Below are 18,551 nucleotides of genomic sequence, written 5' to 3'. Positions count from 1 at the left end.
ATAGAAAATGAAAGGAGTAATAGTAATGGGAAGTATTTTAAATATACTAGGTAGTTTTCAAGTATACATAGTAATAGCCTTATTAGTATTATTTATTATATTATTAATTTTAGTAATTATAAATATTAAGGCTTTAAATAGGTTAGAAAATAAATACAAAAAATTAATGAAAGGAACTAATAGCAAAAATTTAGAAGAACTAATTTTAGATTATATGAATAAAATAAATGATATGAAGGAAGAAACAGATAGTATTAAAAATATATACAATAAATTAAATATAAAACTAAGTAGTTGCATTCAAAAGTATTCTATAGTTAGGTATAAAGCTTTTGAAGATATAGGAAGTGATTTGAGTTTTTCAATAGCTTTTTTAGATGAAAATAACAATGGAATAATTATTACTAGTATTTATGGAAGAGAAGAAAGTATGACTTATGCAAAACCTATAGATAATGGTATTTCTAGATATGATTTGTCCAATGAAGAAAAAGAGGCTTTAGATAAAGCAATGCATAAACCTGCATAAAAGTTTAATAAGGTTCTACTTTTATAGTCTATAAAAGTAGAACCTTATTGTAAATATAAGGAGACTAAAAAATATTTTTAAAGTTATTTTATAATAAAATTAAAATAATTTATTTTAATATATTACATTATTTTTGTTTTAACAAGGGAGTTTTTTCTTTTACCACCTATTGTTTTTAAAATGGAATGATATATGCCATTAGATATTACATCTGCTAATTTCATTACAGTGTTTAATCTTGTATTTTGCAAAATCATGAATTCTAATGTACCAGATAAATTAACAATACCAGTAATGCTTAAGTCTCCAACTTTAGGTAAATTCTTTTTTAATGCTGAACCTGGTGATAAAGGTTTAGATTCTATAATTATATTTCCTATATTTTGTATACTACCTAGACAAGCATCTACAGCTACTATGTATGGATTTTTAAAATTTTTTTTAATATCAGTTAATGTTTTTTTTAAATTTTTAGCGTGTATAGGAATATCTAGATTTCCATAAATATATATTTTATCTCTTGCTAAAAAAGTTAATTTATGTCCCACTAAAGGACCTAAACTATCACCAGTAGATCTATCAGTTCCTATACATAGTATTACTATAGGTCTATTTTTTTTAATAATTGGCATTATTTCGTTACATATAGCATCTCTTAATATAAATGTAGAATCTCTAGAAGAGCTATCTATAATCAATTTATTTAACATAAAGTATACCTCCTTTTAGAAAGTTTAACCAAAAGAAGGTAACATTATACATATAATTATAATACTTTTACTTTTTTTAAAACATTGTATGCTACTACTAAAAACATGCAGAAGAACATTCCAGATACGCCATTTGCTTTTAAACCTATAAATAGTGCAGCTAGTACAGAAACAGGATGAAGACCTAAAGAAGAAGAAACAATTTTAGGTTCAATAATTTGTCTTATAATTGAAATTAATACATAAGAAATTAATAATCCAATAGCTATAATATAGTTGTTATAAGCAATATTTATAATAATTAAAGGTATATATATTGAGCCTATACCAAGTATAGGTAAGAAATCTAAAAAAGCTGCTAATAAACTTAATATTAAAGCATATTTTACTTTAAATAGTAAAAATACAATTAATGTTTCAAGGAAAGTTATAAAAATAATAAATAAATATGATAATATATAGTTTGTTAACATTTTTTTAGATTCTGAAAATATACAATATAATTTGTGACTTTTATCCTTTGGAATTATTTCTGCAAATTTATTTTTATGGTAAGTTAAGTCTTTTGTAAAAAAATATGTAGAAAGTAGCGTAAATAGTATTACCATTATTATATAAGGTATATAAGTTAAAAATTGAATTATGTAAGAAATAATTTTGCCTGTAATAGATACAGTTAAATTAGATATTTTATTAATTATACTGGATAAATTTTTACTTATACCTAATACTACAGAAGGATCTAGATTTTTGTAATATAGTTGAATTTTATCTATAAGTTTGTAAATATCACTAGAATTTTGTGAAAAATATAATTGTGCATTTTTAGCTAATTGAATTACTTCTTTACTTAGTACTGCTATTATAAAAGATAAAACAGATATTATTATAGAGAAAAATACTAAAGTAGATATTAAAGATGCAATAGAATTTTTGATTTTTAATTTTTTTGCTATATATTTTGTAGGCTTTTTTAAAATCATGGCAAATATAAATGCAATTACAAAAGGTAATGTATAATTTATTGTTTTAAAAAATAATAAAAATGTTAAAGAATATACTATAAAAAATATAATAGTTTTATCTAATTTCTCAAATAGTGATTCCATTAAAACACCATCCTTTAAATTTTCGTATAAATGCATTTAAAGTTATTTAAGTATAAATAACTTTAGAACTATATGATTTTATGATATATTATTTATAAAATATATTCAATGATAAGGTGCGGTATTATGGAAAAATTTTGTTCTTTTATTAAATCTAATATAGATTTTAACAATGAAACAATTAGAATTGGAAAACTAATAAATATAAAAACAGAAGATATATATATATTTACATCTAAAATTATAAAAATAATATTCATAATAATATTAATGTATTTATTAATAAGAATAAGTAATCATATTATTAATAAATTTGTAGAAAAACAGAAAAAGCTTAAATTTTCATTAGATGATAAAAAATCTAAAACCTTAGGAGCTATTTTAAAAAGTATAGTAAAATATACTGTTTATTTTTTAGGTATAGTTGCAATTATACAGATTTTTTTTGGGAAAATAGTATTAACTTTTGCCGGTATAGGGGGGGTAGCATTAGGATTAGGAGCTCAAAGTTTGATAAAAGATGTTATAAATGGATTTTTTATATTATTAGAAGATCAATTTTCTGTAGGAGAATATATTGGCATAGAAGATAAAAGTGGTATAGTTGAAAGTATAGAATTAAGAGTTACTAAGCTAAGAGATTTTAATGGAGATTTGCATATAATCCCCAATGGACTTATTACTAAAGTAACTAACCATTCAAGAGGAAATATGAGGGTGCTTGTAGATGTGGATATAGCTTATGAAGAAGATGTGGACAATGCAATTAATATAATATCTCAAGTTTGTAGCACTTTTAAGGAAAAAAACAAGGATATTAAAGAGGGACCTAATGTTTTGGGAATTTCAGAATTAAAAGATTGTGGGGTTACTATAAGAGTTGTAGCTAAAGCAAAACCTATGACCCAATGGGCAATTGAGATGGAACTTAGAAAAGAAATTAAAAAACAATTAGATATAAATAATATTGAAATTCCTTATCCTAAAATACAAATTATAAAGGAGGAATAAAATGTGATTAAAAATTTTGATTTGGGTGATGTAGTAGAAATGAAAAAAACTCACCCTTGTGGAAGTAAAAATTGGGAGATAATAAGAATAGGAGCAGATATTAAAATAAAGTGTTTAGGATGTGGAAGAATAGTTATGTTACCTAGAAATAAATTTGAAAAGAGTGCGAAGAAAGTAGTTAATAAAGAAAGTAATTAATAAAATTAAAAATTTGTTATTTAAATTTAATATATTGATATTTAAAAATTAAAGTGATATAATAAGGAATTGTGGTCCCTGCTGTATGAAATTACAGCCGTCAGTCCATAGGGAGGAGGTGAATTTTAATGAAAAAGTATGAAACTATATTTATAGTAAAGCCATCTGTAGATGAAGAAACTGTTAATTCAGTTATTGATAAATTTAAAGGAATAATTGAAAATGATGGTGGCGTAATAGAAAATGTAGATTTCTGGGGCAAGAGAAAGCTTGCTTATGAAATAGAAAAGTTTAATGAAGGGTACTATACTTTAATTAACTTTAGTTCAAATCCTGAATTACCAAAAGAATTAGATAGAATATTTAGAATTACAGATTCTGTTATAAGGCACATAATAGTCAATGATGAAAAATAGGTGGTGTTTTTATTGAATAGGGTTGTATTAATTGGAAGATTAACAAAAGATCCAGAGTTGAGATTTACTCCTGGGAATGGTACAGCTGTTACTACATTTACTTTAGCTGTTAATAGAAGATTTTCACAAAGCGGGGAAGCAGATTTTATACCAATTGTAGTTTGGGGAAAACAAGCAGAGTCTACAGCTAATTACATGAGCAAAGGTAAGCTTGTAGGAGTTGGAGGAAGAATTCAAACTAGAAATTATGAAGCAAAAGATGGAACTAGAAGATATGTAACAGAAGTAATAGCGGATGAAGTTCAATTTTTAGAATGGGGAAATAATAAGCAATCAATGAATAATGATTTTCAGCAAAATTTCCAACAAAATAAGAATGAATTCAACCAGGATAATCAATATGATGAAGAAGTAACTCCTATTGATGATGGAGATATACCATTTTAATTTTTAAGGTAAGGAGGGATTTTTAAATGGCAAGTAGAGATGGTTCAAGAAGAAGCTATGGAAAAGGAAGAAGAACTAGAAAAAAAGTTTGTTCTTTTTGTCTAGATAAATCTGATTACATAGATTATAAAGATATAAATAAATTAAGAAAATATATAACAGAAAGAGGTAAAATATTACCAAGAAGAATTTCAGGAAATTGTGCTAAACACCAAAGAGAACTTACAAGAGCTATAAAAAGAGCTAGAAATATAGCATTATTACCATTTACAACTGAGTAATTTATTTTATTTAAAAATCCCTATAGGATTCATCCTATAGGGATTTTGTATTAATATACATTTTAAGTAAATATTATGAATTTTATTAATTATATGTAATAAAAAATAATTTAAACCTGTAATATTGTTGCATAAAAATAGAAATATAACTAAAATATAATTAATAGATATAAAGGGGATGATGAAAATTAAAAGAACAGATTTTAATATAATGTATAATGTTAAAATTATAGAAAAGTTAAAAGCTGAATTAATATGCATAATAGGGGATTTTTTTAAGCTTTTAACTAAAGGAAGTAATGTTACTCAAGAATCTATATTAGAATGTATTTCCGGGGCAATAACTTTATTGTATATTTTAGCAGCTAAACTGGGATATTCCTATGCTGCAGTAGATGAAAATATGAAAAAAAAGTTGAAGTTAGGTATAATTGAAGAAGATGACATAGAAAAAAACAGTAAAGAACTTAGTCGTCTATATACTCATTTAAAAGAAAGAGAATAATTTATATGGAGGAATAAGATGAAAAATTATAAATCAAAAGCTTTAACAGAAGCAGGATTAATTACAGCTTTAGTTGTTATGTTAAGTCTTATTAATAGTTATGTACCTGTGTTTTCTATGTTAGGAAATTTTCTTATACCAATACCTTTTGCTGTACTATATTTGCGTCAAGATAAGTTTATGACTTTTGGGTCAGTATTTGCAAGTGCTTTTTTAATGGCTATGCTTTATAATCCTATAGAGGGTATATTAGCTTCAGTTATATTTGGATTAACGGGTATAACTTTAGGATTTTGTATTAAAAAGAATAAAAGTATGTTTTTTACTATAGCATCTTTAGCTTTTGTATCTATCATTGGAACATTATTTAGATTTGTAATATATATTATACTTATTAATAAACAAAGTGTGGCAAGTTTCGTAAATGAATTATTAAAATTATTTAATAGTTCAATAAATGAATCTATAAAGTTTTATACTAATATGGGAGTAGATACAAATACTTTAGAACCTATAAAAGAATATTTAAAATTATTTACTCCAGAATTAATTTTAAGTGTAATTCCTGCTTTTATTATTTTATCATCAATAATTTCTGGGTATTTAAATTATATTTTATCCTATAGCATATTAAAAAAACTAGGGTATAATATGAAGAATTTAGTTTCTTTTAGAAATATATATGTAAATAGTAAAACTGGTGCAATTATTGGTATATTTTTGCTTGTAGGAGTTATATTAAATAGATATAATGTACCTTATTCTAATTATATAGTTAATTCTACAGGAGTTATAATGAAGTTTGTACTTATGATAGATGGATTATCTTTAGCGGTATATTATATGGTTAATAAATTCCATATTTCTAAAGCTTTTATTACTTTTATAATTATTTTTGTAGCTTTTTCTCCAATTAGCATTTTACTATTTTATTTAGGACTTATGGATATTATATTTGATTTTAGAAAGTTAGATCCTAATAGAAATTATAATATGGAATAATAAAGGAGATACATATGCTAAATAAATATGATTACTTTGTTGTTAATAATGTACTTTATATGTTAATAATAGCCTTATTAATTTTTATTATGTTCTTGTATAAATTATTTTTTATTGCTGCTATTTTTCTTATTTTATATATATTTTTAATATTATATAATATTAAAAACATAAAATTAAGAAAGCACCAATGGAAAAAGTTTATAGAAGATTTTTCATTAACATTAGATAGTGCTAACAAAAACACAATTATTCATTTGCCTTTTCCGTTAGTTATAATAGATACTAAAGGCAAAATACTTTGGTATAATAAAAATTTTTCTTCAATAATAAAAGAAGAAGATGTATTAAATACAAACATATCTAAATTATTAAAAGGGATTAATGTAAGACATATATTAGATAAGAATAAGACTACTTTTAGGTACTCAAAGCTAAAGGAGAGATACTATGATATATATAGTGATGTTATAAATGTATCTAATGACAATGATGTTATATTAATTTATTTATATGATGTTACAGAAGTATTTATGCTTATAAAAAGTATAGATGACAATAAAGAAGGTATAATGCTTTTAGAGGTAGATAATTTAGATGATGTATTAAAAGCTACGGATGAAGATAAAAAACCATTTTTAATAGCTAAAGTAGAAAAAGCAATTAATACTTATGCTCAAAGTTTAAATGGAATGTGTAAAAAATATTCTAATAATAAATATATATTATCTATTCAAAGTAAATATATTAAAAAGGAAATGAACAAAAAATTTGATATACTAGATATAATAAGAGAAATAAATATAAGTAATAAGATTACAACTACATTAAGTGTAGGTGTAGGATTAGGAGGAGAAACTCCTTTAAAAAATTATAAATTTGCTTTGGCTGCAAAAGAACTAGCTCTTGGAAGAGGAGGAGATCAGGTAGTAGTTAAAGAAAGAGATAAATTGATGTTTTATGGAGGAAAAACAAAGGAATTAGAAAAGAGAACTAAAGTAAAAGCTAGGGTCATAGCCCAAGCTTTACTTAATTTAATAAATGAAAGTAATAAAGTTTTTATAATGGGGCATGTAAATCCAGATATAGATTGTGTAGGTGCAGCTATAGGACTTTATAGTACTATTAGTGGTTTAGGTAAAGAATGTTATATAATATTAGATGAAATGAATAATGCAATAAAGTTAGCATTAAAGAAGTTTCAAAAAAATTATAAATATAATAATGCATTTATAAAAAGTGAAAGAGCTATTAGTTTGATAGATAAAAATGATTTACTTATACTTGTAGATGTACACAGTAAAGGATATGTACAGAGTGTAGATGTAGTAACAAATGCATGTAAAATAGTTATAATAGATCATCATAGAAAAAGTGGTGATTTTATAGAGGGGGCTATACTAAATTATATAGAGCCTTATGCATCGTCTGCGTCTGAATTAGTTACAGAAATAATTCAATATATATTAGACAAACCTAAATTAGAAATAATTGAAGCGGAAGCACTGTTAGCGGGAATATATTTAGATACTAAAAATTTTTCTTTTAAAACAGGAGTAAGGACATTTGAAGCTGCTTCTTTTCTTAGAGGATTAGGTGCAGATACTGTAAATGTAAAGAAATTTTTTTCATATGATTTAGATAAGTATCTAAAAAAAGCAGATATTATTAAATCATCAGAAATTAATAGAAATATTGCTATAGCAGTATGTCCTGAATATATTAATGATATTGTTTTAGCCGCACAAGTAGCGGATGAATTACTAAATATTACAGATATTCAAGCTTCTTTTGTCCTTGTAAAAATAGAAGATGACATATTAATAAGTGGTAGATCTCTAGGAAATATAAATGTTCAAGTAATATTGGAATATTTAGGTGGCGGTGGACATATGACTATGGCTGGAGCAAAAATGAAATTTATTACTTTTGAAGATTGTTTAAAAAAGCTAAAAATAGCTATAGACAAATATTTTAAGGAAGGTGAATAATAATGAAGGTAATATTATTAAAAGATGTGAAAGGATCAGGAAAGAGAGGAGATATAATAAATGCAGCAGATGGATATGCTAGAAATTTTTTAATTCCAAGAAATTTAGCTAAAGAAGCTACAGAAGCTAATTTGCATATATTAAATAATAAAAAAGAAGCTGAAAGAAGAAAAAAATTACAGGAAATAGAAGAAGCTCAAAAAATAGCACAACAAATTAAGGGAAAAGAAATACAATTATATGTTAAGTCAGGTGAAAATGGAAGATTATTTGGCTCTATTACCGGAAAAGACATATCAGATGAATTAAAGAAAAAGTTTAATTTGAATATAGATAAGAAAAAAATAGTAGTAGATAATATAAGACAATTAGGAACTTATGATATTGAGATAAAAATTTACCCTGAAATTTCTACAAAGATAAAAGTAGTTATTTCTGAAAAATAAGGAGGAACTTTGGTGAAATCAAATTGTAGTGATAGCTTAAAAAATAATTTTACAGAAAAATATAATTTAGAAGAACAAGTGAATATTTTATTTAATATGTTAAAAAATGTAATCAGTGAAAATGTAATAAGAGCTAGAGTAATTAAACATAAATTGCAAAAATATATACACAGCCAAGATATATATGAAAGACTTTATGCTTTAAATAATATATTAAGCGATGGCAAAGGTATTAAGAGTATTCCTAATGAAAATAATGTATATAGCGTTTTGGAAAATACAAATAAAAATATGGCAGAATTAATTGCTAAAAAATATGTAGAAAATAAAATAGAGGCAGAAGTTGAAAAATTATTAGTAAAAAAACAACAAAAATATATAGATGAAATAAGACTTAATATTATAAAAAAGCAAAAAGGTCCAGAAAATAGTAAGACTCTAAAAAAGTGTTTTGAACTTGAAAAATTAGACTCTAAAAAGCTGTCAAAGAATATTCAAAGTTTACTTAGACCTGAAAGTTTTTCAGAAATTATAGGTCAAGAAAGGGCTATAAAAGCTCTTATATCAAAAATTTCATCACCGTATCCACAACATATTATATTATATGGACCTCCGGGAATAGGAAAAACTACTGCTGCTAGATTAGCTTTAAAAGAAGCAAAAAAATTAAAGTATACTCCTTTTGATGATGATTCTAAATTTGTAGAGGTAGATGGAACTACTTTAAGATGGGATCCAAGAGAAATAACAAATCCATTATTAGGCTCTGTTCATGATCCAATATATCAAGGAAGTAAAAGGGATTTGGCGGAAGTTGGTATACCGGAACCTAAATTGGGATTGGTAACAAAAGCTCATGGAGGAGTATTATTTATAGATGAAATTGGAGAGTTAGATACATTTTTGCAAAATAAATTATTAAAGGTATTGGAAGATAAAAGAGTTGAGTTTTCATCTTCTTATTATGATCCAGAAGATGAAAATACACCTAAGTATGTTAAATACTTATTTGATAAAGGGGCTCCTGCAGATTTTGTATTAATAGGTGCTACTACAAGAGAACCAAGTGAAATAAATCCTGCCCTTAGATCAAGATGTGCAGAGGTTTATTTTGAACCTCTTTCTTCTAAAGATATAGAGGATATAATAATAAATGCAGCTGAAAAGCTTAATATAAAATTAGAAAAGGGAGTTCCTAAATTAATAAGTAGATATACTATAGAAGGAAGAAGGGCAATAAATATATTGTCTGATGTATATGGATATGTACTTTATGATAAAGATAAAGATCCTTCAGAGGAAGATATATATATATCTTTAAAAGATGTAGAAGATATTATATCTATAAGTAGATTGGTGCCTTATGAACAAGTTAAAAATGAAAATGAATACGAAGTTGGACATATATATGGGTTAGGTGTAAGTGGGTACATAGGTACTACTATAGAAATAGAAGCATCAGTATTTACTGCAAAGAAAAATGGACAAGGACATGTAAGATTTAATGATACAGCAGGTAGCATGGCGAAAGATTCTGTATTTAATGCAGCCTCTGTAATAAGAAAAATTACTAATAAAGATATAAAAGATTATGATATACATGTAAATATTATAGGAGGAGGAAAAATAGATGGACCTTCTGCAGGTGCAGCTATTACTATTTGTATAATAAGTGCTCTTTTAAATAAACCTATAAAACAAAATATAGCAGTTACTGGAGAAATATCTTTAAGAGGAAAAATAAAACCTGTAGGAGGAATATTTGAAAAAATATATGGTGCTAGAAGAAAAGGTATAAATATGGTTATTATTCCCAAAGATAATTCTAATGAAATACCTGTTAATGTCTCCGATATTATAGTAAAATGTGTAGATAGTATAGAAGAATTAATTGATATTGTGTTTTAATAAAAGCTAATTTTGAAATGGAGAGATGAATTATGGAAATGCCTCTTCAAAGTTTACCACAAAATATGGAGGCAGAACAATCTATAATAGGATCTATGATTTTAGATAAGTCCTCTATAGCACAAGTAGTTGAGGCTTTAAAAAGTGATGATTTTTACAGTGAATCTCATAAAATAATATTTAGTGCTATAGTAGAATTGTATCAAAAGGATATAGATGTAGATATAATAACTTTAACGGAAAATTTAAAATCAAAAGATAAATTAGAAAATTGTGGAGGTATAACTTATATAAGTCAGATATCTGGTTCGGTTTTCTCACCATCTAATTTACAATCTTATATAAAAATAGTTAAAAATAAATCTATTTTAAGAAATTTAATAAAAGCTTCTTCAGAAATAATTCAGGAAAGCTATAATAATCAAGATGATGTGGAAAAGGTTGTAGATTCAGCAGAAAAGAAAATATTTAATATAGCTAGTGACAAAACTTCTTCAGATTTTGAACCTATGAGTTCAGTACTTGAAGAAGGTTTCATTCAGATAGAAAAAATATTTAATAATAAAGGTGAAACTACCGGAATATCTTCTGGATTTCCGGAATTAGATGCTAAAACTTCTGGCTTTCAAAAGGGAGACATGATTTTAATAGCTGCAAGACCATCTATGGGAAAAACTACTTTTGCACTTAATCTTGCACAATATGCGGCTTTAAGAGAAGGAAAAAGTGTAGCTGTATTTTCTCTAGAAATGTCAAAGCAACAACTTGCTTTTAAACTATTATGTTCTGAAGCTAATATAGATATGTTAAAATTAAGAAATGGAAATTTAGAAGATAAGGACTGGGAAAGTATTGCTAAAGCTTCTGGACCTCTTGCTGCTACTAAAATTTTTATAGATGATACCCCAGCTATATCTATTATGGAGATGAGATCTAAATGCAGAAGATTAAAAATAGAGCAAGGAATTGATATGATAGTAGTGGACTATTTACAGCTTATGTCTGGCAGTAGAAGTATAGAAAACAGACAACAGGAAGTATCTGAGATATCTAGAGGAATAAAAGCTTTAGCAAAGGAAATGGAATGTCCAGTTATAGCTTTATCCCAATTATCTCGTGCACCTGAAGCCAGATCAGATCATAGACCAATGCTTTCAGACCTGAGAGAATCTGGATCCATAGAACAAGATGCAGATTTAGTTATGTTTTTATATAGGGATGAGTATTATAATAAAGATAGTGAAGAAAAAAATGTTGCAGAGTGTATTATAGCTAAACAAAGAAACGGTCCAACGGGTACTGTTAAACTAGCTTGGTTTGGACAGTATAGTAAGTTTGCCAGATTGGATATTATACATCAACAATAAGTGCTACTAAAATTTTAGTAGCACTTATACTTATTTATTAGGAAATAGATATTCTTATAGTGTAATTTATTGAGAATTAAGAGGTTTCTTTTTTATCTTTTAAGTATATAGCAAAATAATTTATAAAAGCTATAATAGTACTAAATACAGCTATATATAATAGAAAATCTGCTATTTTTACATTGAAAATCATTGTAAAAATAGCAATATAAAAAAGAAGAGTAGCTATTTTACCAAATTTATTAGAAGGTATTACTGTGTTTTTATTATATAATATTGCTCCTCCTATTATCATAGAAAATTCCTTTATAGTTACTATTATTAATATCCACAAAGGAGAATAAGATTTAATTGTTAAGCAAGTTAAAACTGTAATAAGCATTAATTTGTCTGCTAAAGGATCTAATATTATTCCACATTTAGTAATAAGTTTGTATTTTCGAGCTATATATCCATCTAATATGTCAGTAAATCCTGCTAGCAAAAATATTAGTATAGAAAAAATCAAGCTATTTTTTATATTTGAAAAAAAAGTAATTGCAAATACAGGTATTAAAAATAATCTAAATAAAGTAAGCATATTAGGAATATTCATTTATATCACTCCTGTAAAGTATTTTTGCATTGTTTACTAATTTTTTTATAAATATAGTCAATAATAAAATTAATTACAATGATAAATGTTTTATATTAAAATAATACCACATATTAAAAATGGTGTAAAAATTATATAAAAAATACGAACTTTAATATAAAATTAATAAATAATATTCGTAATTTGTTATTGACTGACTTATATAGTTTTGATAACATATTACAGGAGGGATGTGCGATGAAAAATATATATGATGTTATTATAGTAGGAGCTGGTCCAGCAGGTATATTTACAGCTTTAGAAATAACAAATCTTAATCCTAATTTTAATATTCTTATAGTAGACAAAGGAAGAAATATAGAAAAGAGAGCTTGCCCAGCAAGAAAAACAGGGAAATGTGTAAAATGTAATCCTTGCGGTATAACTTTTGGTTGGTCAGGAGCAGGAGCATTTTCTGATGGAAAACTTTCTTTGAGCCCTGAAGTGGGAGGCAGAATTTTAGATTATTTTTCTGAAGATGAATGCAATAAATTAATAAAATATTGTGATGATATATATCTTAAATTTGGAGCAAACGAAACTGTTTATGGATTAAATAATGAAAAAGTTGAAGATATAAAATATGAAGCTAGTAAACATAATATTCGTTTAATAGAATGTCCAGTTAGGCATTTAGGAACAGAATTAGCCTATGGTGTATTAAAAAAGATGTATCACTATTTGGTAGATAATACAAATACTGAATTTAACGAATTAACAGAAGTAAAGGATATAATAGTAGAAGACAATGAAATAAAAGGAGTTAAATTAGTAAATAAAGATGGCGAAAAAATTATAAATTCTAAATATGTAGTTATAGCTCCAGGAAGAGGAGGAGCAGAGTGGCTGTCAAATGAGGCAAAAAAACTCAACTTAAAGACTACTAATAATGCAGTAGATATTGGTGTTAGAGTAGAAGTACCTAATTCTATAATGGATCACTTAACTAAGGATTTATATGAAGCAAAACTTGTTTATTATTCTGATACTTTTGATAATAAAGTTAGAACATTTTGCATGAATCCAGGAGGAGTTGTATCAGAAGAAAGATATGATGATGAAATAGCAGTAGTAAATGGTCATAGTTATTCAGAAAAGGAACTTAGAACAGATAATACTAACTTTGCAGTATTAGTATCTACTACATTTACGGAACCTTTTGATCAACCAATAGATTATGGTCAGTATATTGCAAAATTAGGTAATATGCTTACTGGTGGTGGAGTAATGGTTCAAAGGTTAGGAGATTTACTAAATGGTAGAAGAACTGACTATTCAAGATTAAAAAAATCTACTACAATACCTACTTTAAAATATGCAGTACCTGGAGATTTAAGCTTTGTTTTACCTCAAAGGCATTTAACTTCTATAGTAGAGGCATTAAAGGCATTTGATAAGATAGCACCAGGACTTTATAGTAAAAATACACTTTTATATGGAGTTGAAGTTAAGTTTTATTCAAGTAAATTTGAGACTAATAATAAATTTGAAACCAATATAAAAAATTTATATACTATTGGAGATGGAGCTGGAATAACTAGAGGATTAATGCAGGCATCAGTTACTGGAGTTGTAGTTGCTAGAGATATAGTAAATAAATAAGGAGGAATGTTTATGGCATCATTTGTAGTATTAGGAGCCCAATGGGGTGATGAAGGTAAAGGAAAAATGACAGATTACCTTGCAGAAAAAGCAGACGTAGTTGTAAGATTTCAAGGAGGAAATAACGCAGGACACACAGTAGAGGTTGGAGAAAAACAATATAAACTTCACTTAATACCATCAGGAATATTGTATTCTAATAAAATGAATATAATAGGAAATGGAGTTGTACTTGATCCTAAAGCTTTATTTGAAGAAATGGATTATTTAAAAGGATTAGGCGTTGAAATTACTCCAGATAATTTGGTTATAAGTGATAGGGCTCAACTTATAATGCCATATCACAAAGTTTTAGACGGAATAAAAGAAAAAGTAAGAGGCAAAAAAGAAATAGGAACTACAGGAAAAGGAATAGGTCCATGTTATACAGATAAGATGGAAAGAAGTGGAATAAGGGTTTGTGACTTATTACATGAAGAAATATTTGAAGATTTATTAAAAGAAAATTTAGAAGTAAAAAATGATATAATAACTAAAGTCTTTCATGGTGAATATTTAGATTTCAATGAAATTTATAAGGAATATATAGCTTATAAAGAAAGATTAAAACCTTTTGTAAAGGATACTTCTGTAATAGTATATGATAAAATTAAATCTAAAAAAAGTGTATTATTTGAAGGTGCACAGGGAACACTATTAGACATAGATTATGGAACATATCCATATGTAACATCTTCAAGTACTATAGCTGGTGGAGTATGTACTGGTGCCGGTATAGGTCCTACTATGGTTAATCAAGTAGTAGGTATTGCAAAAGCATATACAACTAGAGTTGGAAAAGGTCCATTCCCTACAGAATTAAATGATAGTACAGGAGATTGGATTAGAGAAAAAGGACATGAATTTGGAGTAACTACTGGAAGGGCAAGAAGATGTGGATGGCTAGATTTAGTTATACTTAAAACTTCTGCTAGAGTTTCTGGATTAACAAGTTTTGCTATGACAAAAATAGATACGTTAGCAGGTTTAGATAAAATAAAAGTATGTGTATCTTATGAACTTGATGGAAAAATTATAGATTATATTCCAGCAAGTTTAGAAGATTTAGCAAGATGTAAGCCAATATATGAAGAATTTGATGGATGGGATGAGAATATAAAATATGCTAAACATTATAGTGATTTTCCAGGAAATGTAATGAAATATTTAAATAGAATAGAAGAAGTAACAGATACTAAAGTATCCATAGTTTCTGTAGGACCAAAGAGAGATCAAACTATACTATTATCTGAAATATAAATTTTAACCGTAAGTACTTGTAGTTAAAATGCTTTTAATTTATAATGAAATAAGTAAAAAATTTTAACAAATAAAAACTATTAATTAAAGATAAAAGTGAGGTAGATATTATGAAAATAACTAAGGATATGACTATAGGTGAAATAATCAGAAATTATCCAGAATCAGCACAAGTTCTTATGACATTTGGAATGATGTGTGTAGGTTGTCCTTCATCACAAGGAGAAACTTTAGAACAAGCGGCTATGGTACACGGTATGGATTTAGAAGGATTATTAAAAGCACTTAATAAATAATAAATAGCACAATGAAATTCATTGTGCTATTTATTATTTATTAAATTAAAATTAATATTTAATTAATATATTCAGCTAAATATTTCTGTTATCATATAATTATACAATGATAAATTTGAGGTGATAATATGGCTGGTATAGCATGCGAAAAAGAGTATGAAATTCATTATTATGAAGTAGATTATAAAAAAAGAGTTCTGATAACTACAATTATAGATTATTTATCTGATACAGCTACATATCAATCAGAAGAATTAAATGTAGGAATAAATTATTTAAGTAATCAACATATGGCATGGGTATTATACAAATGGGATATAGATATTAAAAAATATCCAATGTATAGGGAAAAAATAGTTGTAAAAACAGAACCATATTCGTTTAGAAAGTTTTATGCTTACAGAAAATTTGAAATAACAGATACTCATGGACAGGTTATTGTAGAAGCAAATTCAGTGTGGCTTTTAATTAATACAGATAAAAGAAAGGCAGTAAGAATTACTGAAGATATGTATAAAGGATATGGCTTAGATAAAAGTGAAAATAAATTATTAAATATAAAAAAAATAAACTCTCCTATTAGAATAGATGCTGAAAAATATTTTAATGTAAGATACAGTGATATAGATGTTAATAAGCATGTTAATAATGTTAAATATGTGAATTGGGTTATAGAAAGCATACCTATTGATTTAATAAAAGATTATAAGCTTAAAAGTATAAAAGTTGCATATAGAAAAGAAACTACTTATGGAGAAAAAATAAAGGTTATAACTGAAATAAATAATAAAGAAAAAGAGCTAATATGCTTACATGAAATATTAGATAGTAACAATAAATCATTAACATTAGCAGAAACTAAATGGGTAATAGATAAAAAGTAAACCCCTAAAAGGGGCTTATTTTTATTTAGAAGCATTTTTTCCAGCGATAAAACCACTACTCCAAGCCCATTGCAAATTAAATCCACCACAATCCCCATCTACATCTAATATTTCACCGGCAAAATATAAATTTTTTATTATTTTAGATTCCAATGTGGTGTTACAAATTTCTTTTGTATTAACTCCTCCGGAAGTAACTTGTGAATTCTTAAAAGAATTAGTATCGTAAATTTCAAATTCCCATGACTTTAATAGAGAGTATATATTATTTTTTTCTTTCCATGTAAGTTCATAACAAGGTTTATGTATATTTTGTATATTAGCTTCTTTTAGTAATATAGGTATTATTTTTTTATTTATTATACCTATAAAAGAGGTATATACACTTCTATAACTAAACAAACCCCAATGATTTTCAAGAAATTCTTTTAAATTTTCTAAAGAGTAAGAAGGAATAATATCTAATTTTATTGTAACAGTTTGATTTTTTAAAATTCCTTCTGAAGCAATTCTACTTATTTGAAGGATAGGAGGACCAGATAATCCATAATCTGTAAATAATATTTCTCCAAATTCTTTTTTTATGAATATATTATCTATGTATATGCTGGCAAATCCATCAAATTTTACTCCTGATAAGGCTTTTAAACGTGTATAATTAGATTTAAGTTGTACTAATGCAGGAAATGTAGGTATTATAGTGTGACCTAATAATTCAGCTAATTTAAATCCAGAGCCATCAGAACCTGTATTAGGCGCTGACTTACCACCACATGCAATTATTATTTTTTTACATTTATATTTTAAATTATCAGTATACACTTCAAAATAATTATTAATTTTTTTTATATTCATGACTTTAGAGTTAGTATATATTGGTATACTTCTATCTTCTAAAGATAACTTTAGTATATCAACCACTGAAGAAGCTTGCAAAGACATAGGAAATATTTTTTCATCATCTAATTTTATTAGTGGAAGGCCTAGAGATTCAAAAAAATCTATAGTATTTTTTAAATTAAAAGTATTTAGAACAGTGTTAAAAAAATCAATATTATTACTGTGATATCTTGAAAAATCTATACAGCTATTTGATATATTACATCTTCCATTACCTGTAATTAAAATTTTTTTTGCTATTCTATCATTTTTTTCTAATATAGCTACATTACAATTATTATCTTTAGCTGTAATTGCTGCAATTATTCCAGCGGCGCCTCCACCTATTACTAATACTTCATGATACAAATTTATCTCTCCTTTATGTAAATTAAATATTTATAACAATTTAATTTTAGCATATAATATTATAAATGGTTAATAAAAAGGAGGAATATACATGTTAGCTAGTGAATTATTAAATTATAAAAATTGGGTAGTAATTGGAGATGTAGAAAATACTAATAAATATGCTATCAAAATTTTAAATGCACTTTTAGATTCTGGATTTAATGTAAAAGGAGTAAATCCAAGAAGTAGTTCTGAAAAAGTTTATAATACATTAAAAAAAATACCTTATAAAATAGATGTAATAGATTTGTGTATAAATCCTATAGATGGAATTAGTATACTAAAAGAAGTAAAAGAACTAGGAATAAATAATATATTAGTTCAACCAGGTGCCGGTAGTGATGCTATAAAAAGATTTTGTATAGATAATAAAATTAATTATATACAAGGATGTGCTCTTGTAGAACTTAACAGATAAGCATTAAACAATATGATTATTTATTATAAAACCATAAATAATTACCAAAATATAGTATAAACATAGTAAAAATAAAAAAATGGTTCATTGTAAAATTAAATGCAACAGATAAAAAATATTAAAACCATAGTGAAAATCATGTATGATATAGGTGTTGAGTATAAACATACAGGAGGTTTTCACTATGGTTCATGATACTGATTATAAC

Annotated in this window: 21 protein-coding genes; 17 read left to right on the top strand and 4 right to left on the bottom strand. The window is 25.8% G+C overall.

Annotated features, from left to right (window positions below):
• Positions 1-25: 25 nt before the first annotated feature.
• Positions 26-529 carry a DUF4446 family protein gene (locus tag CLOACE_RS08785; RefSeq protein WP_070110735.1) on the top strand — a complete coding sequence of 168 codons (504 nt, stop codon included), beginning with the start codon at positions 26-28 and terminating at the stop codon, positions 527-529.
• A 122-nt stretch (positions 530-651) separates the two neighbouring features.
• On the opposite strand, the gene yyaC is transcribed toward CLOACE_RS08785, so the two are convergent.
• Together yyaC and ytvI are read right to left on the bottom strand one after the other, a co-directional pair.
• Positions 652-1,239 carry a spore protease YyaC gene (gene yyaC, locus CLOACE_RS08780; protein WP_070110734.1) on the bottom strand — a complete coding sequence of 196 codons (588 nt, stop codon included), beginning with the start codon at positions 1,237-1,239 and terminating at the stop codon, positions 652-654.
• 56 nt (positions 1,240-1,295) lie between these two features.
• A complete protein-coding gene (gene ytvI, locus CLOACE_RS08775; RefSeq protein WP_070110733.1) occupies positions 1,296-2,348 on the bottom strand; it encodes a sporulation integral membrane protein YtvI in 1,053 nt (350 codons plus the stop codon).
• Positions 2,349-2,474: 126 nt separating this feature from the next.
• On the opposite strand from ytvI, the gene CLOACE_RS08770 reads away from it, so the two are divergent.
• From CLOACE_RS08770 to CLOACE_RS08720, 11 genes are all read left to right on the top strand, one after another.
• Positions 2,475-3,359: a mechanosensitive ion channel family protein gene (locus CLOACE_RS08770; RefSeq protein ID WP_070110732.1), complete on the top strand. Its 885-nt coding sequence runs from the start codon at positions 2,475-2,477 to the stop codon at positions 3,357-3,359.
• A 3-nt stretch (positions 3,360-3,362) separates the two neighbouring features.
• Positions 3,363-3,557 (top strand): DUF951 domain-containing protein, encoded by a 195-nt coding sequence (locus CLOACE_RS08765; protein WP_070110731.1) that lies wholly within the window; start codon positions 3,363-3,365, stop codon positions 3,555-3,557.
• A gap of 128 nt (positions 3,558-3,685) precedes the next feature.
• Positions 3,686-3,973: a 30S ribosomal protein S6 gene (rpsF, locus tag CLOACE_RS08760; RefSeq protein ID WP_070110730.1), complete on the top strand. Its 288-nt coding sequence runs from the start codon at positions 3,686-3,688 to the stop codon at positions 3,971-3,973.
• A gap of 12 nt (positions 3,974-3,985) precedes the next feature.
• Positions 3,986-4,420, top strand: coding sequence for a single-stranded DNA-binding protein (locus CLOACE_RS08755; protein ID WP_070110729.1), 435 nt, complete (start codon positions 3,986-3,988; stop codon positions 4,418-4,420).
• A 26-nt stretch (positions 4,421-4,446) separates the two neighbouring features.
• Positions 4,447-4,701 (top strand): 30S ribosomal protein S18, encoded by a 255-nt coding sequence (gene rpsR / locus CLOACE_RS08750; protein WP_070110728.1) that lies wholly within the window; start codon positions 4,447-4,449, stop codon positions 4,699-4,701.
• A gap of 187 nt (positions 4,702-4,888) precedes the next feature.
• A complete protein-coding gene (locus tag CLOACE_RS08745) occupies positions 4,889-5,206 on the top strand; it encodes a MazG-like family protein (RefSeq protein ID WP_070110752.1) in 318 nt (105 codons plus the stop codon).
• Between the two features lie 18 nt (positions 5,207-5,224).
• Positions 5,225-6,208, top strand: coding sequence for a YybS family protein (locus CLOACE_RS08740; protein ID WP_070110727.1), 984 nt, complete (start codon positions 5,225-5,227; stop codon positions 6,206-6,208).
• 14 nt (positions 6,209-6,222) lie between these two features.
• Positions 6,223-8,199 carry a DHH family phosphoesterase gene (locus CLOACE_RS08735; RefSeq protein WP_070110726.1) on the top strand — a complete coding sequence of 659 codons (1,977 nt, stop codon included), beginning with the start codon at positions 6,223-6,225 and terminating at the stop codon, positions 8,197-8,199.
• A 2-nt stretch (positions 8,200-8,201) separates the two neighbouring features.
• Positions 8,202-8,645, top strand: a complete 444-nt coding sequence (gene rplI / locus CLOACE_RS08730) for a 50S ribosomal protein L9 (protein ID WP_070110725.1) — start codon at positions 8,202-8,204, stop codon at positions 8,643-8,645.
• 12 nt (positions 8,646-8,657) lie between these two features.
• Entirely contained in the window at positions 8,658-10,553 is a 1,896-nt protein-coding gene (gene lonC / locus CLOACE_RS08725; RefSeq protein WP_070110724.1) for a Lon family ATP-dependent protease, read from the top strand.
• 32 nt (positions 10,554-10,585) lie between these two features.
• Positions 10,586-11,920 (top strand): replicative DNA helicase, encoded by a 1,335-nt coding sequence (locus CLOACE_RS08720; RefSeq protein WP_070110723.1) that lies wholly within the window; start codon positions 10,586-10,588, stop codon positions 11,918-11,920.
• A gap of 76 nt (positions 11,921-11,996) precedes the next feature.
• On the opposite strand, the gene pgsA is transcribed toward CLOACE_RS08720, so the two are convergent.
• Positions 11,997-12,515: a CDP-diacylglycerol--glycerol-3-phosphate 3-phosphatidyltransferase gene (gene pgsA / locus CLOACE_RS08715; protein ID WP_070110722.1), complete on the bottom strand. Its 519-nt coding sequence runs from the start codon at positions 12,513-12,515 to the stop codon at positions 11,997-11,999.
• A gap of 237 nt (positions 12,516-12,752) precedes the next feature.
• Between pgsA and CLOACE_RS08710 the strand changes: the two genes are divergently transcribed.
• The 4 genes from CLOACE_RS08710 to CLOACE_RS08695 all read left to right on the top strand — a co-directional run bounded on the left by CLOACE_RS08710 (position 12,753) and on the right by CLOACE_RS08695 (position 16,635).
• Complete coding sequence (locus CLOACE_RS08710) at positions 12,753-14,156, top strand: NAD(P)/FAD-dependent oxidoreductase (RefSeq protein WP_070110721.1); 1,404 nt, start codon at positions 12,753-12,755, stop codon at positions 14,154-14,156.
• 12 nt (positions 14,157-14,168) lie between these two features.
• A complete protein-coding gene (locus tag CLOACE_RS08705; RefSeq protein ID WP_070110720.1) occupies positions 14,169-15,455 on the top strand; it encodes an adenylosuccinate synthase in 1,287 nt (428 codons plus the stop codon).
• A gap of 110 nt (positions 15,456-15,565) precedes the next feature.
• Positions 15,566-15,751: a DUF1858 domain-containing protein gene (locus tag CLOACE_RS08700; RefSeq protein WP_070110719.1), complete on the top strand. Its 186-nt coding sequence runs from the start codon at positions 15,566-15,568 to the stop codon at positions 15,749-15,751.
• A 128-nt stretch (positions 15,752-15,879) separates the two neighbouring features.
• The gene (locus CLOACE_RS08695; protein WP_070110718.1) at positions 15,880-16,635 is read left to right on the top strand and encodes an acyl-[acyl-carrier-protein] thioesterase; all 756 of its coding nucleotides are present in this window, start codon (positions 15,880-15,882) and stop codon (positions 16,633-16,635) included.
• A gap of 21 nt (positions 16,636-16,656) precedes the next feature.
• Here the strand turns inward: CLOACE_RS08695 and CLOACE_RS08690 are convergent, their stop codons facing one another.
• Positions 16,657-17,883, bottom strand: coding sequence for a BaiN/RdsA family NAD(P)/FAD-dependent oxidoreductase (locus CLOACE_RS08690; RefSeq protein ID WP_070110717.1), 1,227 nt, complete (start codon positions 17,881-17,883; stop codon positions 16,657-16,659).
• Between the two features lie 91 nt (positions 17,884-17,974).
• Between CLOACE_RS08690 and CLOACE_RS08685 the strand changes: the two genes are divergently transcribed.
• The gene (locus CLOACE_RS08685) at positions 17,975-18,343 is read left to right on the top strand and encodes a CoA-binding protein (protein WP_070110716.1); all 369 of its coding nucleotides are present in this window, start codon (positions 17,975-17,977) and stop codon (positions 18,341-18,343) included.
• The last annotated feature ends 208 nt before the right edge of the window (positions 18,344-18,551 follow it).

It is taken from the genome of Clostridium acetireducens DSM 10703, from assembly GCF_001758365.1.
In the GTDB taxonomy this organism is placed as follows: Bacteria; Bacillota; Clostridia; order Clostridiales; family Clostridiaceae; genus Clostridium_C; species Clostridium_C acetireducens.
The sequence above is the reverse complement of the archived record's forward strand: the minus strand, read 5'-3'. Positions and strand labels throughout refer to the sequence as shown.